This window comes from Catellatospora paridis (assembly GCF_009720365.1).
Lineage (GTDB): Bacteria > Actinomycetota > Actinomycetes > Mycobacteriales > Micromonosporaceae > Catellatospora > Catellatospora paridis.
Map to the genome: position 1 here is coordinate 87,752 of NZ_ML769319.1, position 25,046 is coordinate 112,797.

The window sequence follows — 25,046 nt, forward strand, 5'->3', positions numbered from 1 at the left end:
GACGCCCGACGCCCGACGCCCGACGCCCGACGCCCGACGCCCGACGCCCGACGCCCGACGCCCGACGCCCGACGCCCGACGCCCGACGCCCGACGCCCGACGCCCGACGCCCGACGCCCGACGCCCGACGCCCGACGCGTCGTGTCTGGCACAGGGTTGATCTGTAAAGCGGGTCTGGTGTTGTGCGACTCCGCGCTCGTCGACTCTCGACGACACCAGCCCTCTAACGCGGCTCCGGCCGGGCAGGGCCACAGGGTGGCGTCAGTGCCGGGGCGAGGTCCAGCGGACAGTGCGTTGGCGAGGCCGCCCGGCGCAGCGGAGCCGCTGGGCTCCCCCAGGTTCGCGGTAGACCGGCCAGTCCACGCGGAGCGCATGGAGTAACAGCGGCCCGGTACCACACCTTCAGGCAGCGGCCCACTGCGTTCCCGACGACGACCCCGCTCATGCCGATGCCACTGTGTGAACCTGCGTGCGGATGTTGCCGCCTGACGACAAGTGGCACGCTCGCCGCCGGCACCAGGCGAGCATGTAGGCACGCCGGGCTGTGTGAGGCTCAGCCGGCCGTCACGACCAGAGCACTACCGGAGGCGTCACCACCACAGCAGCCGTTCACTTCCTATCCGGCTGTCCGGCTGTCCGGCCTTTGCCGGACCGTTCCAGCCGTTGGAGCGGACCCAGATGACTTGACCGCTACCGGATCCCGGCACAGGTGGGCCAGTGTCGGTGACCGGAGGCGCCCGCCTCTTCCTGACGCCGACCCCGGCGTCGGGCGCAGTTGCCGAGTCGGACGGCACGGCGCCGCCGGTGCCGTGTTCCAGGGTGGCGCGGGCACGGTCGTCGTAGCAGGGCAACAGGCCCGGACACTCTCGCCGCGCTCAGCGCACCGGGGCCACTGCCGAAATCCGGCAACAAGCCACGACCACGATCTCCGGCGGGGCACGTCTCCACCCTCGCCGCCGTGTCCAACTGACAGGTGCCGGACGGGTGTATTCGCCACGGGCCGGGCCCGGTTCCGGGGACCTGGGCGGTGACGAGCGGGTGACGGGCGGCCGTACACAGGTCCACGAAGTTATCCACAACCCGCATGCCCATGGTCAACGATCTCCACCGGCCTGCCCAAGTGCGAGGAAGGTCACGTATCCGCTGTCCACAGCCCTGGACCGTCCGATTTCCACAGCCAGAAGCAAGTTATCCACAGGCCTTGTTTCACGTGAAACCACCGACACGAGCATGCCGAATCCATGTACTGCCAACGGGATCAGCACGTGAACAGATGTGACACCGGTCTGCGTGATGCCCGAGTAACCGGGGTCACCATGCCACATTCCACAGGCACGCCCCCGCCTATCCACAAAGTTATCCACAGGCACCCTGTGGGCTGTGGTTTCACGTGAAACCGACCGGGGGGAATCCACAGCCGGGGGGAGACAGGACCGCCTGGCTGGGCTAGATTCTGCAGGTGGCCGATACCCCCATGCCCCTTCCCGGCTTCACTGCGTGGCCCTCGTTCCCATTCGAGGGCGACTTGAAGATCAAGCACCTTGACCCGCCGGTGGACACCGAGCCTGCCCGCAAGGGTGAGGACTCGGCTGACTGCACGGCTTGCACCGCACCCGACGACGCCTACATCTGGGTGAACGAGCGCTGGCGCGTGCGCACCATGGACCGGCCCACGGGCCTGCCGATGGTGCTCATGCTGGAGCCTCGGACCCACCTCGACCTGGGTGACCTGCCGAACCTTCTGGCCGCCGAACTCGGCGTGATGACGGTGCGGCTCGAGCGGGCCATCCGCTCGCTGGACAACGTGGCACGGGTCCACGTCTACCGGTGGGGCGACGGGGCTGCGCACCTCCATGTGTGGTTCATGGCTCGCCCGGTCGGGCAACTACAGCTGCGCGGCACGTTCCTGCCGCTGTGGGACGACATCCTGCCACCGATCGCCGAGGACCAGTGGCGAGAGAGTCTGGCCCACGTCGCGGCGTGGCTCGCGGAGTTCGGCGGCACGCCGCTGGCGCAGCCGCCACGGATCGACTGGCAGGCGCCGGCGAAGTTGACCGACTCCTGACGCTCTCCACGGCGACAGGCCTCACCGAACGGCACTGCCGGAGGTTCGCCACGGCCGGGTGCGTCGGGCCTGACGAGGACTGGCACCAGAAGACAGCGACATAAAGCGAAGCGCCCGGGTTCATGGGAACCCGGGCGCTTCGCTGTGGAGGGGTGGGGCCGATCAGCCGCGCTCGGCCGCCTGCATCACCAGGCGGGCGATCACATCGCCCAGGTCGAGCCCGCCGGCCTGGACCGCCATCGGGAGGAGGGATGTCTCGGTCATACCCGGGGAAACGTTGACCTCGAGGACCGTGCACTCCCCCGACGGCGCCACGATCAGGTCGACCCGGGACATGTCGCGCAGGCCCAGCGCCTGGTGTGCGGCCAGCGCCGTCTTGACCACCTCGGCGCTCGTCTCCGCCGACAAACGGGCGGGGGTGTGCCAGGTGGTCAGGCCGGCGGTGTATCGGGCCGCGTAGTCGTACACCCCGTTGCTGGGCACGATCTCGACGGGCGGGAGCGTGAACGGTCCCTCGCCGAGGTCGAGCACCGAGACCGCTACATCGACTCCCTCGACATAGCGTTCCACCAGGGCGGTCTGGTCGTACGCGAAGCACCCGACCATCGCGGCCGGCAGCGCGGAGGCGTCGCGGACCACCGCGGCGCCCAGGCCTGAGCCGCCCTGGGCGGGCTTGACCATCAGCGGCAGGCCGAGCCGGTCGACGATGCGCTCCAGCACGGCGACGGCGCCGAGTTCGGAGAACCGGTCGTGCGGCAGGGCGACCCACTCGGGGGTGGGGATGCCGCACTCGACGAGCACGGCCTTCGCGGAGGGCTTGTCCCAGGCGAGCCGGGCCGAGCGCGCGTCGGGGCCGACGTAGGGCACGCCGCACAGGTCCAGCACGCCGCGCAGTGAGCCGTCCTCGCCGGTGGAGCCGTGCAGGGCGATGAACACCGCGTCCGGCGGGTCGGACTTCAGCGCGGGCAGCAGTGCCACGTCGGCGTCGAGCATCTCCGCCTCGACGCCGACGGCACGCAGGGCGTCCAGCACCCGGCGGCCCGAACGGAGCGAGACGTCACGTTCGTAGGACAGGCCGCCCGCCAGCACCAGGCAGCGGAGATCGGCTCGGACGACAGGCGCGGTGGACGGTGCGGTCACCCTCGAATCATGCCAAGTCGGGACCGGGCGCGTGCGCGCCGGGCCTCGGCAGGTCGGTGACCGCGTCCAACGGGCCCGTGTCGCCGAAGACGGCGCGCGTGGCCAACTCCTGCTCGACCACGCCGGCCAGGCGTCGTACGCCCTCCCGGATGCGCTCCGGCGGCGGGAACGAGAAGTTCAGCCGCAGGTGCTGCTGCCCGGTGCCGTCGGCGTAGAAGCCGGTGCCGGGCACGTAGGCGACGCGCGCGGCGATGGCGCGGGGCACCATGGCCTTGGAGTTGAGGCCGGCGGGCAGGGTCGCCCAGACGAACAGGCCGCCCGCGGGGCGGGTCCAGGTGGTGCCCTCGGGCATCAGGTCGGACAGCGCGGTCAGCAGCGTGTCGCGGCGCTCCGCGTAGATCTGCTGGTACGTCTTGAGCTGCTGACGCCAGGGCATGGTGGACAGGTAGGTGCTCACCACGGACTGGGCGAAGTTGCTCGGGCACAGGATGTTCGCCTCGGTGGCGATCACCAGCTTGTCGCGTACCGCGTGGGGGGCGAGGATCCAGCCCACCCGCAGGCCCGGCGCGAACGTCTTGGAGAACGTGCTGAGGTAGAAGACGCCGTCGCGGCGGCGGGCCCGCAGCGGCCGCGGCGCCTCGCCCTCGAAGCCGAGCCGGCCATACGGGTCGTCCTCGATGACCAGCAGCCCGGCCCGCTCGCAGATGTCGAGGACCTGCTCGCGGCGCTCCTCGGACAGGGTGACGCCGGCGGGGTTCTGGTAGGTCGGGATGGTGTAGAGGAACTTTACGCGGCGGCCGAGCCGGCGCTGCTCCTCGATGGCCGCCTCCAGCGCGGCCGGGATGAGGCCGTCGTGGTCCATCGGCACGTGCACGACCTGTGCCTGCGCCGCCTGGAAGACGCCGAGCGCGCCGACGTAGGTGGGGCCCTCGGCGAGCACGACGTCGCCGGGGTCGAGGAAGAGCCGGGCGATCAGGTCCAGTGCCTGCTGGCCGCCGATGGTGACGACGACGTCGTCGGGCGAGGCGCCCACCGAGGCGTCGATGCCGACGTCGGCCATCATCGCGCAGATCTGCTCGCGCAGTTCGGGCATGCCCTGGCCGAGTCCGTACTGCAGGGCGCTGGTGCCCTGCTTGGCGACCAGGTCGCCGATGACCTCGCCGACCGCGTCCAGCGGCAGGGCGGCGATGTACGGCATACCTCCGGCGAGTGACACGACCTCGGGGCGGTTGGCCACGGCAAAGAGAGCTCGAATCTCCGAGGCGGTCATCCCGATCATGCGCTGCGCATACCGATCGGTGTAGTCGTCGAGCGTGGTGCCCGTCTCCGACACGGTCCCTCCCCGGCCAGACAAACAGTTGGTCATCGAATCGTACGCTGGGTCATGTGGGTCTTGAACCGACATTCGGTCGAATCCATCCAACGGGATAGGGTGCAGCAAGGCCTTAATCGGGCGTAAAGTCAGTTGGTTGGCTCGGTGACGGGCCGAATTCGGCGATCGCGGCTGCGCCGCGTAAGGGCACGGAGCTGCTCATGTCACGCAGAGTGGTGAATCTGACGCTGGACACCCTGGAGGATCTGCCCAAGGGCTGTCGTAACTGCGTGTTCTGGGAGCTTGATCCGGTTTCCGCCGAGCGTGCCTGCGCCGCGGGCGACCCGGGTCTGGAAAAGGAGGCGTGGGTCTCGCAGACCCTGCTGGAGTGGGGATCCTGCGGCAAGATCGCGTATGTCGACGGCATGCCCGCCGCCTTCGTGCTCTACGCCCCGCCGATGTACGTCCCGCGGGGCAACGCCTTCCCCACCTCTCCGGTCTCCCCCGACGCGGTGCAGCTGATGACGGCGCACGTGGTCGCCGCGTTCGCGGGCGGCGGGCTCGGCCGCGTGCTGATCCAGTCCGTGGCGCGCGACCTGACCAAGCGCGGCGTCCGGGCCATCGAGGCGTTCGGCGACGCGAAGTTCGGCGACCACGCCGAGGAGGATGCGAAGCAGTTCAGCTGCCTCGCGCCGGCCGACTTCTTCCTCGCCGTCGGGTTCAAGACGGTGCGCCCGCATCCCCGCTTCCCCAGGCTGCGCATGGAACTGCGCACCGCGCTGTCGTGGAAGTCCGACGTGGAGTACGCGCTGGAGAAGTTGCTCGGCTCGATGAGCCCGGAGTTGCTGCGCCCGGGCGTGCGGCCGGCGGTGCGCAGCACCACCAACTGAGGCGCTGCTATCGCTCGGTCGTCGCGGGCAGCGGGCTGCGGACCGCCAGTTCGGCGCGGTCCGCGGCGGCGCGGCCGGAGGCCCAGCCCGCGGCGTTGGCGACCCGCGAGGTCCGGCTGACGCGGTGTGGGAACAGGTCCTCGAACGCGGTGTCGACGGCCTCGGACCGGGCGGCCAGCACGGGTACCAGGTCGGTGCCCAGGGACGCTGCCGCGTCGACCTCCTCGCGGACCTCGGTGAGCCGTTCCCCGATGCGGTGGGCGTACGCGCTGAGGAACGCCTGCCGGAACGAGCGCACGTCGTTGCGGCCGTACCGGTCGGCACGCTGGTTCGCGGTGGTCATCGCGTGGATAGCCTGCACGAGCAGCGAGGTGTAGAGCATCTCGACGGCGTCGAGGTCGGGGCCGAAGCCGACGATGGTGCTCAGGCCGAGGTCCTTGAAGTTCAGTGCACGGCAGCGGTTGGCCTCGGCCACCACCTGGAGCAGCATCGCCTTCGGCCCCTCGTAGGGGTTGGCGATGACGATGCGGCGGCTCTCGGGCCCGTCGCTGATTCCGGCGGCGGCGTCGACCAGCGCGTGGTCGATGCTGTGCCGGGCCATCAGCTGCTGGGCCTTGGCGGTGAACGCTTCGGCTTCCTCCGGGAAGTCAGTCGACTCCGCTTTGGCGAGCAACGCCCTGATCCGGTCGAGCATCCGCTTGTCTGCGTACTCTGTCGCATCGGACGTGGCCCGGCGCGGTCGGACCGGCGACCCCGGCGCGTGCCCGGCGTGCTCCAGTGGTGGCAGCTCCTGGTAGAGCCAGCGCATCAGCTCGAACGCACCGCCGAGCACCTTGAGCCGGTCCAGCGAGTGCCTGGCGCCGAACTGGGCCAGCTGGCCGGCGTCGCCGTGCCACCACACGGTCGCGTCGATCGCCGCCAACTCGGCCGCCCAGCGACGGTCGACGGTCGCCGGGTCGTGGGCCCGCATCCGGCTCGCCGTCACGTCGGCGAGCAGCTGCGCCATCCAGTTGCCGGCGGACTTCGGGGCTCCCGCCCGCACGGCGAAGCGGCGCAGCGTGTGGTCCAGCTCGACGGGCCGCCAGTTGCTGTTCCAGGCGTGCTGCACCGCCTGTTCGAGCGCGTCCGACACGGCGGCGTCGACGGCCTGCGGGTCGAGGGTGCTGGCGTACACCTGGTCGCAGACGACGCGGTAGCGCCGGTGGTCGCGTTGCAGGATCGCGGCGGCGATCTCGACCAGCATCCGGTCGGCGTAGCGGCGCGCCTGTTCTGCGGTGGGGGTGGTCGGCATGGTCAGCTCGGCAGGGCGAGGCGCAGCGCGCTCACATCGATGGTGCCGGTCTTCACGTCGATCTCGACCGGGAAGTACATCCGCTGCACGGCGGCGACGATGGCCTCGACCACGCGCTCGCGGAACATCGGGTCGATCAGCTGCGCGCGGTCCTTCGGGGAGGTCAGGTAGCCGACGTCCACCCGTACCGCGGGCATGCGGGTGTAGCGCAGCAGCTCCCAGGTCTTGGCGTGGGTGTGGCAGTTGCGCAGGCCGGTGCGTGCCACGATCTCGCGCTGTACCAGGCCGGCCAGCCGCTCCCCCATCGTCGAGGTGACGCCGTTGGAGGTGCCGTAGTGGTAGGTGGCCACCCCGTCGGCCTGCGGGTTGTGGTGGCCGTCGATGTGCAGCGAGATCAGCAGGTCCGCGGCCAGGTCGTTGGCCAGTTGCGCACGGTCGAGATCGCTGGGCGCCTCGATCGGCAGCGGGCCGCGGGTCAGGTGCACCCGCATGCCGGCCGCGGCGAGCCGGCCCTCCAGCCGGGTGGCGAGGTCGTATGCCAGGTCGGACTCGGTCCAGCGCAGCGGGCCGTCGGGCACCACCACGCCCGGATCGGAGCCGCCGTGCCCCGGGTCGACGATGATCTGCCGTCCGACCAGGCTCGGCCCGGTCTGCCGGAAGGTGACCTCCTCGCGCAGCTTCAGCGGGGAGCCGCCGACCACCTTGCGCCCGAGCCGCCGCAGCATGTGCAGGGTCTGTGGGCCGCAGGTGCCGTCCGGGGTGAGGCCCATCTCGCGCTGGAAGGCCGACAGGCCCCGCGCGGTGCGCGGCCCGTAGACGCCGTCGGTGCGGCCTACGTCGTATCCCATCTCCAGCAGCCGCTCCTGCAATTGGCGCACGTCGTCGCCGCGCAGCGGCTCGGAGACGCTGAAGTAGAGCGTGCGGGCGCCCAGGGTCCACCGGGCCGCGTCCAGGGCGCGCCAGGTCTCGGCACCCACCTCGCCGTCCACGGACAGCCCACGGTCCTGCTGGAAGGCCCGCACGGCCCGTTCCACGGGCGGGTTGAAGTGGTCCGCCTCGGCCGGGTCGGCCGGGGCTTCCAACAGCCCCAGCGCGACCAGGATCGACCGGATCTCGGTGACGGCCGGGCCGCGCTCACCGCGCTTGATGGCTCGCACAGCGGACCTCCTGGTAAACCTCACAAATGCCACCGGAGCCTATCGCGCCGCGCGGGCCGGTAGGGACCTCGAACCTGTAGTCGTTCCGACGCGCCGTCCCGGTGTGTTCGACCGGACCACGACCATGTTCCACGGTCCGGCCGCCGACAAACCCGTGGGGCCCCGAGCCGCAGCTCAGAGCCCCATGGGGTGGCGCACGATCAGAGCGCCGACTCGATGAGCCGGACGATGTCGCCCTTGGGCTTGGCGCCCGCGACCGACTGCACCGGCTGGCCGCCCTTGAACAGGGTCAGCGTCGGCACGGACATGACGCGGTAGGCCCGCGCGGTCTCCGGGTTGGCGTCGATGTCCAGCTTGACGATGGTGACCTTCTCGCCCATCTCGGTGGCGATCTCCTCGAGCACCGGCGCGACCTTGCGGCACGGCCCGCACCATTCGGCCCAGAAGTCCACCAGCACCGGCTTGTCGGACTGCAGTACGTCACTGACGAACGTGGCGTCGGTGACCGCCTTCGCGGATCCCATTCGGGTATCTCCTATCTCAGAATCGTTCAGTCTGTTGTCCGGTCGGCGGCTGGCGCCGCCGGACCGCGCCTGGCGGGCGATGCCGCCCGCCAGGCGCTCAGTGCGCCAAGAACCGCTCCGCGTCGAGTGCCGCGGTGCAGCCGGTGCCGGCCGCGGTGATGGCCTGGCGGTAGGTGTGGTCGACCAGGTCACCCGCGGCGAAGACGCCGGGGATGTTGGTACGGGTGCTCGGCGCGTCGACCTTCACGTAGCCCTCGTCGTCCAGCTCGACCTGGCCGCGGAACATCTCGCTGCGCGGGTCGTGGCCGATGGCGACGAACACCCCGGTCGCCGGGAGCTCGCGGGACTCGTTCGTGATCACGTTGTGCACGCGGATGCCGGAGACCTTGCCGTCGGTGCCGAGGATCTCGTCGATCACGGTGTTCCACTCGACCGAGATCTTCTCGTTGGCCAGCGCGCGCTCAGCCATGATCTTGCTGGCGCGGAACTCGTCGCGGCGGTGGATGATCGTGACGTGCTCGGCGAAACGGGTGAGGAACGTCGCCTCCTCCATGGCCGAGTCGCCGCCGCCGGCGACCACGATGCGCTGGCCCTTGAAGAAGAAGCCGTCACAGGTGGCACAGGAGGACACGCCGTGGCCCAGCAGTTCCTGCTCGCCGGGCACGCCCAGCGGGCGCCAGGCGGAACCGGTGGTCAGCACGACGGCGCGGGCACGGTACTCCCGGTCGCCGACCCATACGCTCTTGACCTCGCCGGACAGCTCGACACGGGTGGCGTTGTCGGTGATGAACTCGGTGCCGAAGCGCTCGGCCTGCTTGCGCATCTGGTCCATCAGCTCGGGACCCATGACCCCGTCCGGGAAGCCGGGGAAGTTCTCCACGTCGGTGGTGGTCATCAGCGCTCCGCCCGACTCGACGCCCTCGATGAGCAGGGGCTTCAAGTTGGCCCGCGCAGCGTAGACGGCGGCGGTGTACCCGGCCGGACCCGAGCCGACAATGATCAGGTTTCGGACGTTCTCCACGAGACGCGCTCCCTTGGGTCGGCACGAACTGTTCGCGCCGTACTTGTCGCTGGCTGAAACGCCATCGTACGGAGCGAGCATTCCATTACGGCCCCAGCGGTGGGTCAGCTCACTGTGTCTAGTTACGGGGGCTGCGGAACAGCTCGTCAGTGCCGTTCTCGCCGCACCGCGGACCGGCCACGAACCACCAGCCGCCGCCGGCCGTGTCGACCGTCACGACGATGGCGGGACGCCCCTCGAAGCGGGCGAAGTCGGCTCCGGTGACCGTGCCCGGCAGGACCGTCCGGATGGCGTCCAGACAGCCAGTGAATGCCGTGGTCGAGTAGGTCAGCCGGTCCAGGTCGGCCGTCGCCGACATCGTGTTGTCGCCCGTCCTGGCGGCCTCGGAGCTGGGAGCGGTCTTCTGCGTCATGACGTTCGGGCCGCTCAGCATCTCGCGCCGGTAGTCGGTGCCGCTCGCGGTGACCGCCACACTGCCCTCCGTCTGCACCGCCGGGGGCACGCCCGCGTCCTCGGCGCTGAAGCCGGTGGCCGTGTCGTGCACCGACGTGGCGAGCGGGCCCAACGGCAGCACGATGCCGGCCAGCGCGAGCGCGCCGACGGCCACGGCGACCGGGGCGGCCCAGCGCCGCCAACCGCGCCTGGCCGGGCGGGCACCGCGGGCGTCCCGGTCCAGCGTCCGCTCGCCCACGGCGACCCGCGGCGGAGGAGCCGGGGACGCGGCGAACTCGGGGGACGCCAGCAGGGCGTCGAAGCGCGCGGCGATGTCGTCGGGCATCGGTTCGGCGACGGCGGCCAGTGCCGCCAGGTCGGCGTCGACCAGCAGAAGCGCCGAGCGCAGGTCGTCGGCGGCGGAACGCCAGGCGGGATCGTCGGCGACGAGGCGGGCGATCCGGTCGTGCTCCGGGGTGCCGTCCAGCGCACCGCCGACGTAGTCGGCCAGCAAGTCGAGATCAACTGCGCTCATCAGAGCCCCCCTCCCGGTGTGACGTCCTGTGGTCGTGTCCCTCCGACGTCAGGGGAGTCGCTGAGGTTGCGCAGGTGCCCCAACATCACAGCGAGCCGGGACCGGCCCCGTGAGCAGCGGCTTTTGATCGTGCCTTCGGCCACTCCCATCAACTGGGCGACCTCCGCGACCGAGTAGCCCTGCAGGTCCACGAGCACGAGCGCGGCACGCTGGTCGTACGGCAGTTCGGCCAGCGCGGCCCGGACCACCATGGCCGTGTCGTGGTCGGTGCTGGGCGCGGCGGGTTCGTTGCGGGAGGGGGCGTGCCGGTCGTCGTCGTCCGCGCCGGCCTGGCCGGGCAGCGGCACCGTCAGGTGGGCCTGACGGCGGCGTAGCCGGTCCACGCAGGCGTTCACCACGATGCGGTGCAGCCACGTGGTGACCGCCGCCTCGCCCCGGAACCTGGCCGCGGCGCGGTGCGCCGACAGCATCGCCTCCTGCAGCGCGTCGGCGGCGTCCTCGCGGTCGTTGGTGGTCCGCAGCGCGACCGCCCACAGGCGGTCCCGGTGGCGGCGGAACAGCACCCCGAAGGCGTCGGGCTCACCGGCGGCGTGCGCCGCCAGCAGCTCCTCGTCCGTGCGGGGGTCCTGCCCGGTCACTGCACCTCTACTACGATCTCCTGCACGCCGACGCGGTAGGGAAATTCCGACTCGGAGGGGTCCCGCGGCAGCTCGGTGATCCAGACCACCAGGTACTGGTACGGCGTCGAGGCGTCGGTGGAGAACACCATGGTGGTGCCCGATTCCTTGCCGAAGGCCTGGGACCCGGCGACCGGCTTGAAGGTGTCGACGATGGTCTTGTCGCCGGCCTTCGAGTTCGGCGCGTCCGCGGAGCCGCCGAGCAGCGAGGCTGAGGTGCCGGGCGCGGAGAGCTCGACCGTCACGCTGGACACCAACTGCGGTTTGTCCAGCGTGATCAGGATGCCGATGCCCTTCTTGCCGTTGTTGCCGAAGTTCGGCTGCGTGTAGCCGGTCGTTTTCCACACCGTCTTCGCGTTGGCGTCAACCATGTTCGGCGCCTGGGTGGCGTTGTCCCGGTCCCCGAACGGAGCGATGATGCGCACCTGGTCCTTGGTCAGGTTGAGCGCCTTGGGCTGTGGCGCGGCGCTGGCGCTGGCCTGGACGGTGTTGCCGGACGGCTGGCTCGAGGACGGCTCGGTCGCGTCGGCGTTGAGCGCGCGGACCGCCAGCACCAGGCCGGAGACGACCAGCGCGAGCGCGACACCGCCGGCGACCAGCAGCCGGGGGGTGGCGGCGCGGGGCGCGGGCTCCGCCGGGGCGGTCTCGTCGGCGAAGCGCAGGGTGCCGTTGCCGCCGAACAGCATGCGGTCGCCGGTGTCCAGGCGGGCCAGCTCACCGGTGAGCACCTGCGCCGTGGGCAGCGCCAGCTTCGCGTCGAGCAGGTCCATGACCAGGTCGTCGAGGTAGGTCGGGACGCCGGCCCGCACGTTGCGGGGCGCGACCAGGGCGCCGGTGCTGTCGCGGCGGCCGTCGGGCAGCGCGGTGACGCGGTCGGCCTCGGCGCGCGGCCAGTGGCCGGTGAGCATGAAGTAGGCCAGCGCGCCGAGGCTGCGCACGTCGGCCTCGTTGCTGGTGGTCGAGTCGACCCGGGCGTCGGCCAGCACGACCCGCCCGTCGGCGGCGACCAGGACCGTGCCAGGGTGCACGTTGCCGTGCGCCATTCCGCTGGCGTGCAGCGCGGAGACCGCGTCCGTGACCGCGTGCAGCACCGAGGTGGTGCGCTCGGCGTCGAAGGGGCCCTCCTCGGCGACCAGGTCGCGCAGGGCGGTGCCGTCGATCCACTCGCGGATCACGTAGGCCCGCTCGCCCTCGTCGATCGCGTCGTAGACGCCGATCAGGTTGCCGTGCACGACGCGGCTGGCCGTCACCGCGGCGGAGAGCATCTCCTCGGCGGAGGCTCCACCCGGCGTACGTAGCACCAGAGCGACCGGACGGCGCAACACGATGTCGACCCCGCGCCAGACCTGGCGGCCGGCGCTGTCGTCGTTGATGTGCTCCTCAAGGCGGTAGCGTTCGGCGAGCACGTCGCCCACCGCAAGCCCACCCAGCGATCCGGCAGCGGACCCGGCCGCTTGACCCTCGCCGACCTGGGTCACCCCGTCCTCCCTCATCAAGCAGTCGCTCTCTATCAGCTCGGCTCGGATTCGATCAGCCATCTGGCGCGTGTCGAAGCCGTCGCATTGTTGTCCGCTATCTAGAGAGCCTAGGCGCTCCGCTCGGTTGCCGAGTGCGACCTTACAGCTATCCGACGAATCGGCGCACCGGCAAGGGGCCGGTTCCCGGACTCGAACGTATATCAGTCGCCGGTACGGATACTCCGTGCGCGTGACCCAAAATAGCTATGCTTCCTCCATATCGGGCAAAATATGGCAAGGGGACGTAACTCATGGTGGACGCGGCGGCGATAACGACGGGGTACACCTTCGGCGGCCCAGCGCTCGACCTCGGCGCACTCGTGGGCGACGGCGGCAAGGCCGACCCCGACTGCCCGATCCGGGTCCCGCTGGCCATGCTCAACCGGCACGGCCTGGTGGCCGGCGCCACCGGCACCGGCAAGACCAAGACGCTGCAGGTGATGGCCGAGCAGCTGTCCGCGGCGGGCGTGCCGGTCTTCCTCGCCGACATCAAGGGCGACGTCAGCGGCATGGCCGCCCCGGCGGTGCCCGGCGAGCGGATCAGCGAGCGGATGGCCGAGCTCGGCCAGTCCTGGACCCCGACCGCGTACCCCTGCGAGTTCCTCACCCTCGGCGGCAAGGGCGTCGGCGTGCCCGTGCGCGCGACCGTCACCGACTTCGGGCCCCTGCTGCTGGCCAAGGTCATGGACCTGACCGAGGTGCAGACCTCCTCGCTAAATCTGGTCTTCCATTTCGCCGACGCCAAAGGGCTGCCGCTGGTCGACGTCAAGGACCTGCGTTCGGTGATCCAGTATCTGGTGTCCGAGGAGGGGGCGGCCGAACTGAAGAGCCTGGGCGGGCTGTCCAAGCAGACCGCCGGAGTGCTGCTGCGCGAGCTGATCGGGTTCAGCGACGCCGGGGCGGACGCGTTCTTCGGCGAGCCCGAGTTCGCCACCACCGACCTGCTCCGCAACGCCCCCGACGGGCGGGGCATGGTCACCATCCTGGAGCTGCCCGGGGTGGTCGCCCAGCCCGCGCTGTTCTCCTCGTTCCTGATGTGGCTGCTGGCCGACCTCTACCAGGAGCTGCCGGAGGTCGGCGACCCGGACAAGCCCCGACTCGTGTTCTTCTTCGACGAGGCGCACCTGCTGTTCCGGGACGCTTCCAAGGCCTTCCTGGAGTCGATCACCCAGACGGTCCGGCTGATCCGGTCCAAGGGCGTCGGGGTCTTCTTCGTCACGCAGACCCCCAAGGACGTGCACGCCGACGTGCTCGCCCAGCTGGGCAGCCGGGTCCAGCACGCGCTGCGGGCGTACACCCCCGACGACGCGAAGGCGCTGCGGGCGACCGTCTCCACCTTTCCGAAGTCGGACTACGACCTGGAGGAGGTGCTCACCCAGCTCGGCACCGGCGAGGCGATCGTGACCGTGCTGAACGAGAAGGGAGCGCCGACGCCGGTCGCCTGGACCCGGCTGCGGGCGCCCCAGTCGTTGATGGCGGCGGTCGAGCCCGCGGTGATGGCGGCGCTGGTCGCCGGGTCGCCGCTGGGCGCGAAGTACAGCCAGCCGGTGGACCGGGAGTCGGCGTACGAGATGCTCGCCGCCCGGCTCGCGCCGCCGCCGCAGCCCGCGCCCGTGCCGACCCAGCCGCCCGCTCCCCCGCCGGCCCGGCCCGAGCCGAACCTCGCCGAGCAGATCCTCGGCTCCAAGACCACCAAACGCCTGCTCACCACAGCCGCCGCCGCAGCCGGCACCGCGATCATCCGCTCCATCTTCGGCACCCGCCGGCGCCGCTGACTCGGCCGGCCCCCAGTTTCAGGGAAACTGCGCCTTCGGGGGCGCCCGAAGCGACACTTTCCCCGAAACTGCTGGTCAGCGGCCGATCTTGCGGCGGACCATGCCGACGACGTCCTGGACTTCGGTGACCTTGAGGGCCAGGGCGGACGCGCCGTAGACGCCGCAGATCACGATGCCGCCCGCGATCAGCGTCACCCAGCTGGTGAAGATGCTGACGTTGCCCTGCGTGGCACCCATGAACAGCAGCTTGACCGTGCCATAGCCGGCCGCGGCGGCGATCAGGGCGGCCACCACGACCTTGCCGATGGTGATCGAGATCCGGCGCAGGCCGATCAGGCCGATCCGCCGCTTGAGCAGGGTCGCGGAGAGCACGGCGGCGAAGGCGTACGAGGCGGCGTTGCCGATCATCATGCCGACCGCGGCGGTCGACGCGGCGAACAGCGCCCACCAGCCCAGCTGGATGGACAGCCGCATGGTGATCACCGGCAGGTTGAGCAGCGCCGGCGTCTTCGTGTCCTGCATCGAGTAGTAGCTGAAGTTGAACAGCTGGCTGATCGCGAACGGCAGCAGCGCCAGACCGGCCATGGCCAGCACGGGCGCGGTCTGGATCGCGTCCGCCCGGTAGAACGCCCCGCGCTGGAACAGCGCGATCGAGATCGGCAGCGCCAGCACCATGTAGATGACGGCGAGGGGTGCCAGCATCACGACGACCGTGCGGATGCCCCGGCTCAGGTCGGCGGCGATGTCGCCGGCCCGGCCCTCGGCCGCGGCCGCGCTCATCCGGGGCAGCAGCGCCGTGATGATCGAGACCGCGACGATGCCGTGCGCCATCATCATCAGCAGGAAGACGTTGTTGTAGATCATCGGGCCGGCCGCGCCCTGGTCGCCCGCCTTGTTGAGCAGCCTCGTGAGCACCAGCAGCGCAAGCTGGTTGACGATCACGTAGCAGAACATCCAGCCGCCGACCCGGGCCAGCCGGCGCAGGCCCAGTTCGCGGAAGTCGAAGCGCCAGCGCCAGCGGAAGCCCACCTTGCGCAGCGCGGGCAGCAGGCCGAAAGCCTGGACCACGATGCCGAGCAGCACGCCGCCGCCGAGCACCAGGATGCGCCCCGGGGTCATGTCCTCGGGCTCGATCTGCTTGGCGCCGAACACCGCCAGGTAGAAGCCGCCGGTGGCGATGACGATGGCGTTGTTCAGGATCGGGGTCCACATGGGGGCGGCGAACTGCCCCCGGGTGTTGAGCACCGCGCTGCACAGGCCGGTCAGGCCGTAGAAGAAGATCGTCGGCAGCATCAGGTACGACAGCATGGTGATCAGGTGCCGCGTCGCCTCGGACGATTCGCGGCTGGCGTACGCGAGGGTCAGCAGTGGGGCGCAGATCACCGCCAGCACCGTGGTGATGCCGAGCACGACCACCGTGAGGGTCAGCAGCCGCTGGGTGAACGCCTGCCCGCGGTCCACGTCGCCCTTGCGGGCGCGGACCAGCATCGGCACCAGCACGCTGGACAGGATGCCGCCGAGCAGCAGCTCGTAGATCATTCCGGGGAAGATCTGCGCGGTGGTGTACGCGTTGCCGACCAGGCCGCCGCCGAGCGCGGCCGCCATCGTCGCGGTGCGCAGGAAGCCGGTGCCCCGGCTGACCAGGGAGCCGACGGCCATCATGGCGGAGTTGCCGGCCGCCCCCTTGTGCTCGTCCTCGAAGGTAGGCTCTGCTGCGGCCTCGAGCTCCTCGGCGGGCAGCGCCGTACCCACCACGTGCGGGATCACCGTGGTGTGGTCCGACTCGACCGGGGGGAGACGATCGGGGGCTGTCATGGGATGCACCATACCTGCGAACGCCGGTGACCAGCCTCCCCAGTACGCTGGATGATCGATGTCGCCCTCACCTGAACTCACCGCCGTCCAGCGCAACGCCGTCTCGGAGCTGTTGCGCGTCTCCCCCGTCGCCGACGAACTGGGCCGCCGGTTCGCCAAGGCCGGGTTCGAGCTGCATCTCGTGGGCGGATCCGTCCGCGACGCGCTGCTCGGCCGCCTCGGTGACGACCTCGACTTCTGCACCGACGCCCGCCCGGAGGACACCCTCAAGATCGTCAAGGGTTGGGCCGAGGCGATCTGGGAGACCGGCCGCGAGTTCGGCACCATCGGCCTGCAGCGCGGCGGCCTGCGCCTGGAGGTCACCACCTACCGCGCGGAGTCCTACGACGGCGTCAGCCGCAACCCGCAGGTGCAGTACGGCGACAACCTGCACGACGACCTGGTGCGCCGCGACTTCACGGTCAACGCGATGGCGGTCAGCCTGCCCGGCCACGAGTTCGCCGACCCGTTCGGCGGTCTGGCCGACCTGGCCGCGCGGGTGATCCGTACGCCCGGCACCCCGGCCCAGTCGTTCGGCGACGACCCGCTGCGCATGCTGCGCGCCGCCCGCTTCGCCGCCCAGCTGCGCTTCACCGTCGACCCGGCCGTGGTCACCGCGATGGAGCACATGGCCGAGGATCTGCGCCGGATCACCGCCGAGCGGATCCGCGACGAGTTCTCCAAGCTGCTGCTCGGCGCGGACCCGGTCACCGGGCTGCGGCTGCTGGTCGACACGGGGCTGGCCGACCAGTTCCTGCCTGAACTGGCCGGGCTCAAGCTGGAGATCGACGAGCACGCCCAGCACAAGGACGTGTACGAGCACACCCTCAAGGTGGTCGGCAACGCGGTCGGCTTCGACAGCGCCGACGGCGGGCCCGACCTGGTGCTGCGGCTGGCGGCGCTGCTGCACGACATCGGCAAGCCGGCCACCAAGGCAGTCGGCGGCGACGGCGGCGTGAGCTTCCACCACCACGAGATGGTCGGCGCGCGGATGGCCAAGTCGCGGCTGAAGCTGCTCAAGTACCCCAAGGACGTGATCTCGCCGGTGGTCGCGCTGGTCGGGCTGCACCTGCGCTTCTACGGGTACGGCCGCGGCGAGTGGACCGACTCGGCGGTGCGCCGCTACGTCACCGACGCCGGGGACCAGCTCGCCCGCCTGCACAAGCTCACCCGTTCCGACTGCACCACCCGCAACAAGCGCAAGGCCTCCCTGCTGGCCGCGGACTACGACGCGCTGGAGGTGCGCATCGCCCGCATCCAGGAGGAGGAGGACCTGGCCCGGGTGCGGCCCGATCTCGACGGCAACGCGATCATGGAGCTGCTCGGCGTCCCGGCGGGCCCGGTCGTCGGCCGCGCCTGGAAGCACCTCAAGGAGCTGCGGCTGGAGCGCGGGCCGCTCAGCCGCGACGAGGCCGAGGCCGAGCTCCAGCGCTGGGCCCGCACCGAGGGCCTCATCCCCTGACCCGCGTCCCCGCGGGCCGGGTGGTCAGGCCTGGGCCGCGGGGGCAGCGGGACGGGCCGCGGTGGCGAACCAGTACCAGGCGGCCAGCAGGACGAAGGCCGTGGCGGTGATGATCAGGCCGAGCGCGGACTTGCCGTTCGGCGGCAGGGTCACCGCCGCGGTGAACAGGCCCGTGACGAAGCACAGGTTGAACGCGGTGTCGTTGACGCTGAAGATGCGGCCGCGGTATTCGTCGAGGCACTCGCGCTGGATGGTCGCGTCCACGATGATCTTCATGCTCTGCGAGGCGACGTTCACCAGGAACACGGCGACCAGCAGCAGCGGCGCGACGAACGGCAGCCCGAAGACCAGCACCACCACGCCGACCGCGGCGACCACGCCGCTCAGCCAGCGCCGCGCGTCCCACCAGCGGACCGCGAGCGGGGTGATCACGGCGGCCAGCGCCGCGCCGGCCGCGCCGGAGAGCACCACCAGGCCCAGCTGCCCCATCGACGTCGCCGCGCCGGACACCTGCTCGGCCCGGTCGGCGGCGTGCCCGAAGTAGCGGCTGTAGAGCAGCAGCACCGCGAGCGTGAGCACGCCGTAGAGGAAGCGGTAGGCCGACTGCAGCGCCATGATCCGCAGCGCCTTGCGCCGCTCCGCCAGGTGCCGGGCCCCGCTGATCATGCCGCGGAACACCTGGACCACGGCCTCACTGATCTTCGAGGTGGCCCGCTCGTGGGCGTGCGGGCCCAGCTCGTCGCGGCGGAAGAAGCGCCGCGCCAGCAGTCCGGACGCCAGGTAGCCGAGCGAGGCTGTGGCCGCGATGACGCCGTATCCGTGCCGGTCCGTGCCGACCACGTGCAGCGCGACCACGGACGCCGCGGTGAACAGGCCCACCGAGTAGCAGATGGTGCCGAGCGTGGACGCCAGCGCGTTCGCCGGGACCAGCTTGCGCTCCTCCACCACGTGCGGCAGTGCGGCCGACAGGCCGGCCAGGAAGAACCGGTTGATCGCGATGACGATGAGCGCGCAGACCGCGAAGCCGATGCCCTGCGCCCCGGACCAGAGCAGCGCCGCGGCGGGCAGGACCATCGCGGCGCGGGCCAGGTTGGCCGTCGACAGCGACGCGCGGCGGTCCCAGCGGTCCAGCAGCACGCCGACGTACGGGCCGAGCAGCGAGTACGGCAGCAGCAGGATGGCGAAGCCGGCGGCGATGGCGACCGGGCTGGACTGCCGGTCGGGGTTGAACAGCAGCGACCCGGCCAGCCCGGCCTGGAACCAGCCGTCGGCGATCTGGCTGGTCAGTCTCACCCCGAGCAGCCGTCGGAACGGCACCCCGGCCAGGATCGCGCGGGAGCTCGCGGCGACCTTCGGCGTGGGCACGGTGTTCGGCATCACGGGGTGCGGCACGTCACCACCCTACGTGGCGGGGCCGCCCCGTACATGAACGCTGCGGGCGTTCCGGTCATCCACGACCCGAACGCCCGCAGCGGCGGTCCTTTTCAGCGACGCTGCGGGCGTCCCGTCATCCGTGACCGGAATGCCCGCAGCGGGTGGTTCACTCCTTGCTGGTCGCCGCGCCGGTCACCTTCGCCAGCAGCGCCGGCAGGTCGATGCCGGTCAGGTCGTTGCCCAGCTGCAGGCCCTGGGCGACGTTCGTGGCCACGGACTTGGTCAGCGAGCTCGCGCCGTCGGTGGAGATGACGGTCATCTTGTCGATCGCGCTCAACGGCGCGGACGCCGCGGCGACGACCTGCGGCAGCACCCGGACCAGCAGGTCGAGCACGGCCGCCTCGCCGTACTGGGCGAAGGCCTCGGCCTTGAGGCGCATCGCCTCGGCCTCGGACTGGCCCTTGGCCAGGATGGCGGCCGCGTCCGCGGTGCCTTCGCGCTCGACCGCGTCCGCGATGGCGGTACGCCGCCGCTGCTCGGCCTCACCCTCCTTGGCACCCTCGATCGCGTTGGCCTCGGCCAGCGCGGCCCGGCGGGCCCGCTCGCCCTCACCGGTCAGGCGGGACTGCTCGGCCTGGGCCTGGGCGGCGGCGATGGTCGCCTGACGGGCCGCGTCGGCGGCCAGCACCCGGGCGTTGCGGTCGGCCTCGGCCTCCTGCTCGACCTTGTATCGCGCCGCGTCGGCGGGCTTGCGCACCTCGGTGTCGAGCTGGCGCTGCTTGAGCTCCGCGTTCTGCTCGGCCACCTTGCGCTGCTCGGCGATGATCACCTGCTGGCGCTCGGCCTCGGCGAGCGGTCCGGCCGCGGCGGAGACGGCCTTGGCGGCGTCGATCTCGGCCTGGATGCCGGCCTGCTTGAGGGCGAGGTTGCGCTGCGCCTCGGCGATCGACTCCTCGGCGAGCAGGCGGGCCTGCTCGGCCTGCTGGCGGGCCAGCGCCTCGGCGATGGCGGCGTCCTTGAGCACCCGGGCGGCCTCGGGCCGGCCCAGGTCCTGCAGGTACGAGCCCTCGGCGAGGATGTCCTGCAGCTGGAACGTGTCGAGCACCAGACCCTGGTTGGTCATCGAGTGCTCCGCCTCCTCCGCGACGGCGGAGGCGAACGCGGCCCGGTCCCGGATGATCTCCTCGATGGTGAGCCGGCCCACGATGGAGCGCAGCGCACCGGCCAGCACCTCGCGGGTGAACTCCTCGATCTCGTTCTGCTGGTGCAGGAAGCGCTGAGCCGAGGCGCGGATCGCGTCCTCGGTGCCGCCGACCTTCACGATCGCGACGCCCTGCAGGTTGGCGCGGATGCCCTGCTTGCTCACCGCGCCCGTGATCTCGACGTGGATGCGGCGGCTGGACAGGTCGAGGACCTGCAGCTTCTGGACCACCGGCAGCACGAACACGGAGGCGCCCATGACGACCTTCTGGCCCGAGAGGTCGGTGGAGCGCGCTCCGTCGGCGGTCTCGGTGGTCCGGCCCTTGCGGCCCGTCACGATGAAAGCCTCGTTGGGCCCGGCCACCTTGATCCGGGACAGCACGAAGAGGATGAGCAGGAGTACGAGCAGCACGCCGCCCGCGATCGCAATGGTGAGGGCTGTCATTGCCTTCCTTCTTCCGGGGGAGCTACTGCTCCGGGACTTCCTGGACGATCACGCTGGTGTCGCTGACGGCGGACGTCACGACGACCTTGGTCCCCAGCGGCACGGGACGCTCGGCGCGGGCGGACAGCTTGACCGGCTGCCCGCCGATGCGCACGCGGACCTCACCGAAGCCGCCGGCGGGGATGGGGGTGACCACCACGCCCCGGGTGCCGACCAGATCGGCGCGGGTGGGGGTGGCGTCGGTGCGCATGTTCGACATGCGTTTTACCAGGTAGCTGGCCAGAAAGGCCAGTGGTATCGCGGCGACTGTAGCGATGAACAGCACTGCGGCGATACCCAGGGCGTCGTCGGTGAGCTCGTTCACGATGGCCGCGGTGAAGCCGAAGCCGCCGAGGAATGTGGCGAGCAGCTCCGTGGAGACGAAGCCGTCGCCGAGGTCGAGGAGGTCACCGCCGAGCACGGCGACCGCCGCGATGACGATGCCGAGTGCCCCGATGATCAGAAAGACCAGTGTCGCCGTACCCACGCCGGGAACCGTAGCGACCTCGGGCAACAGCGGGCCGTCACGGCAACACGCTCGCCGGCTGCCGCGGCCTTAATCGGTGTCATCCTCCGCTGCGCTGCGGATGACACCGAGCGGCCGCTACCGCGGGCGACGACTTCTCAGTCGGCCACCCAGCCGATGACCTTGATGGCGCCGATGCCGGCCAGTACGAGCGCGACGCCGATCACCACGAGGGTGAACAGACACGGCACCACCACACCGCGCTTCTTCGTGGGCGCCCGGTAGGACCCGGCCCACTGCGTGGGTTTGCCCGACCGTTCCGCCTCGTCGGCCAGCTGCACCAGCCGCTGGGCCGCGGTCGCGGACAGGTGCACGGTGTCGCCCTGGAAGTGCAGCAGCCGCAGCCGCTGCCAGGGGTCAGGGTTGGCCTTGGCGAACGCCGTCAACTCGGCGTCGCGCACCTCGTCGGTCAGGAAACCCCACCGGCCCGCCTCCACGGGATTACCGGTCTGCCGGTAGATGGAGGAGAGCAGCGCGCGGATGTCGATGTCGTCGGGAAGGACGGCCAGCAGGGTCCGCAGACGCTGCACAGCCAGATAGGTATGCCCGGCCGCGAGATCGGCGCGCACCCGGGCGAGTACGTCCGCCTTTGCCACTCACTGATCCTTATGGACCGGTGGCATGTCACGCCAGGGGCATTTATAACGGCCGGGTCACAGATCACACCGATGTTTCGGCGCTAGAAGATCCAGTCCAGTGCCGTTCGGGCACCGACGACCACCAATGCGGACAGAGCGACCAGTGCCGCGACGGCGGCCGCGGTCCACAGGCGTGATCCCCGGTGGGTGTTCGGCTTCGACGACGGTGCCGAAGCCGCAGCGGCCAGCAGCGGTGCCAGCCTGACGCGGGAGAGGTCGGTCGGGGCGGGTGCGCCGATCGGCCAGCGCAGGGCGTCGAGACGACGGTGTGTCGGATAGCGGCCCTCGAACGCTTCGAGTTCCGCGGGTTCGGCGGCTTCGTCGAGGTAGGACCAGCGGCCGGCCTCGACGACGTTGCCGGTGGCCCGGTAGATCGCGGCGAGCCTGCGCCGCAGATCCAGGTCGGTGGGATGCGCGGCGACCAGGCTGTGCATGCGCTGGATCGCCGGGTAGGTATGGCCACGTGACAGGTCCGTGGTCACCCGATCCATCAGATCTGACTTCCCCATGACCCCACTATGCATATCCGCGGGCCGAGGGTCCATACATCGAGCGTGCCGTAAAGGTGCGCGTCAGGGGCCTATTAGTACAGACGATGGCCTATCTACCGCGTGACGTTCGTCAATTTCCGCAGTAGACAGGCCATCGTCAGGTGAATGAGTGTGCCCGCTCACACTTTTCAAGAACGGGTCCGAAATCAACGATTAACAGTGCCCTTGATGAAGTTCTCGACCGACTCGTGCGCGTCGTGATCGTTGTACTGCACCGGCGGAGACTTCATGAAGTAGCTCGAAGCGGACAGGATCGGTCCACCGATCTTGCGGTCCAGTGCGATCTTCGCGGCGCGCACCGCGTCGATGATGACGCCGGCCGAGTTCGGCGAGTCCCACACCTCGAGCTTGAGCTCGGCGTTGAGCGGGGTGTCACCGAAGGAGCGGCCCTCCAGGCGGATGTACGCCCACTTGCGGTCGTCGAGCCACGGCACGTGGTCCGACGGGCCGATGTGCACGTCGCTCTTCGACATCTCGTGCGGGATCTGGGACGTCACCGACTGCGTCTTCGAGATCTTCTTCGAGACCAGGCGCTTGCGCTCCAGCATGTTCATGAAGTCCATGTTGCCGCCGAAGTTGAGCTGGTACGTGCGCAGCAGCTCCACGCCGCGGTCCTCGAACAGCTTCGCCAGGGCGCGGTGCACGATGGTGGCGCCGACCTGGCTCTTGATGTCGTCGCCGACGATCGGCAGGCCCGCGTCCTCGAACTTCTTGGCCCACACCGGGTCGGAGGCGATGAAGACCGGCAGCGCGTTCACGAAGGCGCAACCCGCCTCGATCGCGGCCTCGGCGTAGAACTTGGCCGCCTGCTCCGAGCCGACCGGCAGGTAGCAGACCACCACGTCGGCCTTGGCGTCCTTGAGGACCTTGACCACGTCGGCCGGGGTCTCGTCGGACTCCTCGACCATCTCGCGGTAGAACTGGCCCAGGCCGTCCATGGTCGGGCCACGCTGCACGGTGATGCCGGTGGGCGCCACGTCGCACAGCTTGATGGTGTTGTTCTCGCTGGCCACGATGGCCTCGGCGACGTCACGGCCGACCTTCTTGGCGTCGACGTCGAACGCGGCGACGAACTCGACGTCACGGACGTGATACCCGCCGAAATCGACGTGCATCAGGCCGGGTACCCGTTCGGACGGGTCGGCGTCCCGGTAGTACTCCACGCCCTGGACCAGGGACGAGGCGCAGTTACCGACACCGACGATGGCAACGCGGACGGAGCCCATAGCTCCTGCCTCCTTCTTCATATTCGGGCGGACAGCCGATCGGCTGCGCCGCCCAACTCACTCGGCGGAGTCGTCAGGGCCCGGTCGGGCCGTGAGCGGTCGTGCGGAATCTGTGGTGCGCGGGCTCGCACGGAGCTCGCCCTCGGCCCCGCGCGGAGGCGGGGTGCGGCCGGAGCGCTCGTTCGCGATGAGCTCCTCCAGCCAGCGGACCTCGCGGTCCGCGGCATCCAGGCCGTGGCGCTGGAGTTCCAGGGTGTACGCGTCGAGTCGTTCCGCGGCTCGGGCGAGCACCTCCCGGAAGCCCTCCCGGCGCTCCTCCACCTTGCGGCGGCGGCCCTCCAGGATGCGCAGGCGGATGTCGACGTCGGTGCGGGAGAAGAAGGCGAAGTGCACGCCGAACGCGGCGTCCTCGTATGCCTCCGGCCCCACCTGCGCCAGCAGGTCCTGGAACCGCTCCTTGCCCTCGGCCGTGATCTTGTAGACCACCCTGCCCCGGCGGCTGGTCAGCGGCGGCACGTCGGCGTCGCCGGCCGGGGTCTCCCCGGCTTCGGTGATCCAGCCGGCGGTTTGCAGGCGTCGCAGTGTGGGGTAGAGAGAGCCGTAACTGATCGCCGCGCGGATCGCACCCAGCTTGGTGCTGAGTTGCTTGCGCAGCTCATACCCATGCATCGGGGACTCATGCAGCAGGCCGAGGATGGCCAGGTCGAGCATGTCGGCCACCCCCCTCTGATCGGTCTCGCGGTCTGGGTTCGTCGCGATGTATCGCGGCGATACATCGTTACGTTAGAACGGCCGGACCTGTCGAGGCAATACGGCGGTGCCGACGATCACCCGGACCGATGATCTTTGAGCACTGGGCTTCACCCTGGTCACGCTGTGTAACGGCGGTCGCGGCTCGCCGAACGAGGGGTTACCCTGCTTTCCATGCGCGCGCAGCAACGGGTCTCTGCGTCGCCTCGTGCCGCCCAGCGGCAGGGCGACGGATTCGTTGACTATTCCCTCCAGCGGCGAGCTCTGCTACGTGAGGTGTACGCGGGAAAGGTGGGCACGTCAGAGGTGTGCGATGCCTCGCCCTACCTGAAGAGCGCGGCTCGTTTCCACGGCGAGGCCACCGAGAAGCGGTGTCCGATTTGCCGGCGCGAGTTCGTGATCAACGTGCACTACATTTACGGCGATCAGCTGAAGAACTCCGCGGGACAGGCGCGTTCGCGCGCGGAACTCGCGGTGCTGGCCGACACGCTCGGTGAGTTCCAGGTCTACGTGGTCGAGGTGTGCCGCGGCTGTGACTGGAACCACCTGGTGGAGCAGTACCTTCTGGGACGCGCACACAGGACAGCCCCCCAGCTGTCAGCGGCTGCCGCCACCGCCCCATCCCCGACCGGAACGGTGTGACAG

General features: G+C 70.4%; 22 protein-coding genes and 1 pseudogene. 6 read left to right on the forward strand and 17 right to left on the reverse strand.

Features of this window, described 5'->3' with window-relative positions; translation table 11 throughout:
- Window positions 1-381: hypothetical protein (locus F9C41_RS42195; RefSeq protein ID WP_407924720.1), on the forward strand; the 381-nt coding region annotated here is incomplete at its 5' end.
- Between the two features lie 1,078 nt (window positions 382-1,459).
- Window positions 1,460-2,053: pseudogene (locus F9C41_RS21650) on the forward strand (hypothetical protein); the annotation flags it as partial.
- Window positions 2,054-2,227: 174 nt separating this feature from the next.
- Here F9C41_RS21650 and F9C41_RS21655 read toward each other — a convergent pair.
- Together F9C41_RS21655 and F9C41_RS21660 are read right to left on the reverse strand one after the other, a co-directional pair.
- Complete coding sequence (locus tag F9C41_RS21655; RefSeq protein ID WP_155388655.1) at window positions 2,228-3,205, reverse strand: D-alanine--D-alanine ligase family protein; 978 nt, start codon at window positions 3,203-3,205, stop codon at window positions 2,228-2,230.
- A gap of 7 nt (window positions 3,206-3,212) precedes the next feature.
- On the reverse strand, window positions 3,213-4,484 hold the full coding sequence (locus F9C41_RS21660; protein WP_230689885.1) for an aminotransferase-like domain-containing protein: 1,272 nt from the start codon (window positions 4,482-4,484) through the stop codon (window positions 3,213-3,215).
- Window positions 4,485-4,738: 254 nt separating this feature from the next.
- Between F9C41_RS21660 and F9C41_RS21665 the strand changes: the two genes are divergently transcribed.
- Window positions 4,739-5,407 (forward strand): GNAT family N-acetyltransferase, encoded by a 669-nt coding sequence (locus F9C41_RS21665; protein WP_155388657.1) that lies wholly within the window; start codon window positions 4,739-4,741, stop codon window positions 5,405-5,407.
- Window positions 5,408-5,414: 7 nt separating this feature from the next.
- Here the strand turns inward: F9C41_RS21665 and F9C41_RS21670 are convergent, their stop codons facing one another.
- The 7 genes from F9C41_RS21670 to F9C41_RS21700 all read right to left on the reverse strand — a co-directional run bounded on the left by F9C41_RS21670 (window position 5,415) and on the right by F9C41_RS21700 (window position 12,522).
- The gene (locus tag F9C41_RS21670) at window positions 5,415-6,698 is read right to left on the reverse strand and encodes a DUF2786 domain-containing protein (RefSeq protein ID WP_155388658.1); all 1,284 of its coding nucleotides are present in this window, start codon (window positions 6,696-6,698) and stop codon (window positions 5,415-5,417) included.
- 2 nt (window positions 6,699-6,700) lie between these two features.
- Window positions 6,701-7,855: an N-acetylmuramoyl-L-alanine amidase gene (locus tag F9C41_RS21675; protein ID WP_155388659.1), complete on the reverse strand. Its 1,155-nt coding sequence runs from the start codon at window positions 7,853-7,855 to the stop codon at window positions 6,701-6,703.
- A 200-nt stretch (window positions 7,856-8,055) separates the two neighbouring features.
- Window positions 8,056-8,379, reverse strand: a complete 324-nt coding sequence (gene trxA, locus F9C41_RS21680) for a thioredoxin (RefSeq protein ID WP_155388660.1) — start codon at window positions 8,377-8,379, stop codon at window positions 8,056-8,058.
- Between the two features lie 97 nt (window positions 8,380-8,476).
- Window positions 8,477-9,400 carry a thioredoxin-disulfide reductase gene (gene trxB, locus F9C41_RS21685; protein WP_155388661.1) on the reverse strand — a complete coding sequence of 308 codons (924 nt, stop codon included), beginning with the start codon at window positions 9,398-9,400 and terminating at the stop codon, window positions 8,477-8,479.
- 118 nt (window positions 9,401-9,518) lie between these two features.
- Window positions 9,519-10,367 (reverse strand): hypothetical protein, encoded by an 849-nt coding sequence (locus F9C41_RS41860; protein ID WP_155388662.1) that lies wholly within the window; start codon window positions 10,365-10,367, stop codon window positions 9,519-9,521.
- The gene (gene sigM, locus F9C41_RS21695; RefSeq protein WP_155388663.1) at window positions 10,367-11,005 is read right to left on the reverse strand and encodes an RNA polymerase sigma factor SigM; all 639 of its coding nucleotides are present in this window, start codon (window positions 11,003-11,005) and stop codon (window positions 10,367-10,369) included. The genes F9C41_RS41860 and sigM overlap by 1 nt, the downstream gene beginning before the upstream one ends.
- Complete coding sequence (locus F9C41_RS21700; RefSeq protein ID WP_230689848.1) at window positions 11,002-12,522, reverse strand: protein kinase family protein; 1,521 nt, start codon at window positions 12,520-12,522, stop codon at window positions 11,002-11,004. The genes sigM and F9C41_RS21700 overlap by 4 nt, the downstream gene beginning before the upstream one ends.
- Before the next feature lie 290 nt (window positions 12,523-12,812).
- Here F9C41_RS21700 and F9C41_RS21705 point away from each other — a divergent pair, with 290 nt between their 5' ends.
- On the forward strand, window positions 12,813-14,336 hold the full coding sequence (locus tag F9C41_RS21705; protein ID WP_155388665.1) for a helicase HerA-like domain-containing protein: 1,524 nt from the start codon (window positions 12,813-12,815) through the stop codon (window positions 14,334-14,336).
- 75 nt (window positions 14,337-14,411) lie between these two features.
- On the opposite strand, the gene murJ is transcribed toward F9C41_RS21705, so the two are convergent.
- Entirely contained in the window at window positions 14,412-16,151 is a 1,740-nt protein-coding gene (gene murJ / locus F9C41_RS21710; RefSeq protein WP_155388666.1) for a murein biosynthesis integral membrane protein MurJ, read from the reverse strand.
- Between the two features lie 58 nt (window positions 16,152-16,209).
- Between murJ and F9C41_RS21715 the strand changes: the two genes are divergently transcribed.
- Window positions 16,210-17,652 carry a CCA tRNA nucleotidyltransferase gene (locus F9C41_RS21715; protein ID WP_155388667.1) on the forward strand — a complete coding sequence of 481 codons (1,443 nt, stop codon included), beginning with the start codon at window positions 16,210-16,212 and terminating at the stop codon, window positions 17,650-17,652.
- 24 nt (window positions 17,653-17,676) lie between these two features.
- On the opposite strand, the gene F9C41_RS21720 is transcribed toward F9C41_RS21715, so the two are convergent.
- The 7 genes from F9C41_RS21720 to F9C41_RS21750 form a co-directional block, all read right to left on the reverse strand.
- Window positions 17,677-19,044, reverse strand: coding sequence for an MFS transporter (locus F9C41_RS21720; RefSeq protein ID WP_155388668.1), 1,368 nt, complete (start codon window positions 19,042-19,044; stop codon window positions 17,677-17,679).
- Between the two features lie 148 nt (window positions 19,045-19,192).
- Window positions 19,193-20,671: a flotillin family protein gene (locus F9C41_RS21725; protein WP_144119922.1), complete on the reverse strand. Its 1,479-nt coding sequence runs from the start codon at window positions 20,669-20,671 to the stop codon at window positions 19,193-19,195.
- A gap of 22 nt (window positions 20,672-20,693) precedes the next feature.
- Window positions 20,694-21,197: an NfeD family protein gene (locus F9C41_RS21730; RefSeq protein ID WP_230689850.1), complete on the reverse strand. Its 504-nt coding sequence runs from the start codon at window positions 21,195-21,197 to the stop codon at window positions 20,694-20,696.
- Between the two features lie 137 nt (window positions 21,198-21,334).
- Window positions 21,335-21,832 (reverse strand): DUF6584 family protein, encoded by a 498-nt coding sequence (locus F9C41_RS21735; protein WP_155388670.1) that lies wholly within the window; start codon window positions 21,830-21,832, stop codon window positions 21,335-21,337.
- Window positions 21,833-21,915: 83 nt separating this feature from the next.
- Window positions 21,916-22,383: a DUF6584 family protein gene (locus F9C41_RS21740; RefSeq protein WP_155388671.1), complete on the reverse strand. Its 468-nt coding sequence runs from the start codon at window positions 22,381-22,383 to the stop codon at window positions 21,916-21,918.
- Window positions 22,384-22,571: 188 nt separating this feature from the next.
- Window positions 22,572-23,651 carry an inositol-3-phosphate synthase gene (locus F9C41_RS21745; protein ID WP_144119926.1) on the reverse strand — a complete coding sequence of 360 codons (1,080 nt, stop codon included), beginning with the start codon at window positions 23,649-23,651 and terminating at the stop codon, window positions 22,572-22,574.
- Between the two features lie 57 nt (window positions 23,652-23,708).
- On the reverse strand, window positions 23,709-24,362 hold the full coding sequence (locus F9C41_RS21750) for a PadR family transcriptional regulator (protein WP_155388672.1): 654 nt from the start codon (window positions 24,360-24,362) through the stop codon (window positions 23,709-23,711).
- 213 nt (window positions 24,363-24,575) lie between these two features.
- Between F9C41_RS21750 and F9C41_RS21755 the strand changes: the two genes are divergently transcribed.
- Window positions 24,576-25,043, forward strand: a complete 468-nt coding sequence (locus tag F9C41_RS21755) for a DUF5318 family protein (protein WP_196279884.1) — start codon at window positions 24,576-24,578, stop codon at window positions 25,041-25,043.
- Window positions 25,044-25,046 lie beyond the last annotated feature (3 nt).

Coding starts and splice junctions, on each gene's coding strand:
- F9C41_RS21670 (WP_155388658.1), bottom strand. CDS start 6,698: ATGCCGACCACCCCCACCGCAGAACAGGCGCGCCGCTACGCCGACCGG.
- F9C41_RS21740 (WP_155388671.1), bottom strand. CDS start 22,383: ATGGGGAAGTCAGATCTGATGGATCGGGTGACCACGGACCTGTCACGT.
- F9C41_RS21725 (WP_144119922.1), bottom strand. CDS start 20,671: ATGACAGCCCTCACCATTGCGATCGCGGGCGGCGTGCTGCTCGTACTC.
- F9C41_RS21715 (WP_155388667.1), top strand. CDS start 16,210: ATGTCGCCCTCACCTGAACTCACCGCCGTCCAGCGCAACGCCGTCTCG.
- F9C41_RS21755 (WP_196279884.1), top strand. CDS start 24,576: ATGCGCGCGCAGCAACGGGTCTCTGCGTCGCCTCGTGCCGCCCAGCGG.
- trxA (WP_155388660.1), bottom strand. CDS start 8,379: ATGGGATCCGCGAAGGCGGTCACCGACGCCACGTTCGTCAGTGACGTA.
- F9C41_RS21660 (WP_230689885.1), bottom strand. CDS start 4,484: ATGATCGGGATGACCGCCTCGGAGATTCGAGCTCTCTTTGCCGTGGCC.
- F9C41_RS21745 (WP_144119926.1), bottom strand. CDS start 23,651: ATGGGCTCCGTCCGCGTTGCCATCGTCGGTGTCGGTAACTGCGCCTCG.
- F9C41_RS21705 (WP_155388665.1), top strand. CDS start 12,813: ATGGTGGACGCGGCGGCGATAACGACGGGGTACACCTTCGGCGGCCCA.
- F9C41_RS41860 (WP_155388662.1), bottom strand. CDS start 10,367: ATGAGCGCAGTTGATCTCGACTTGCTGGCCGACTACGTCGGCGGTGCG.
- F9C41_RS21750 (WP_155388672.1), bottom strand. CDS start 24,362: ATGCTCGACCTGGCCATCCTCGGCCTGCTGCATGAGTCCCCGATGCAT.
- murJ (WP_155388666.1), bottom strand. CDS start 16,151: ATGACAGCCCCCGATCGTCTCCCCCCGGTCGAGTCGGACCACACCACG.
- F9C41_RS21665 (WP_155388657.1), top strand. CDS start 4,739: ATGTCACGCAGAGTGGTGAATCTGACGCTGGACACCCTGGAGGATCTG.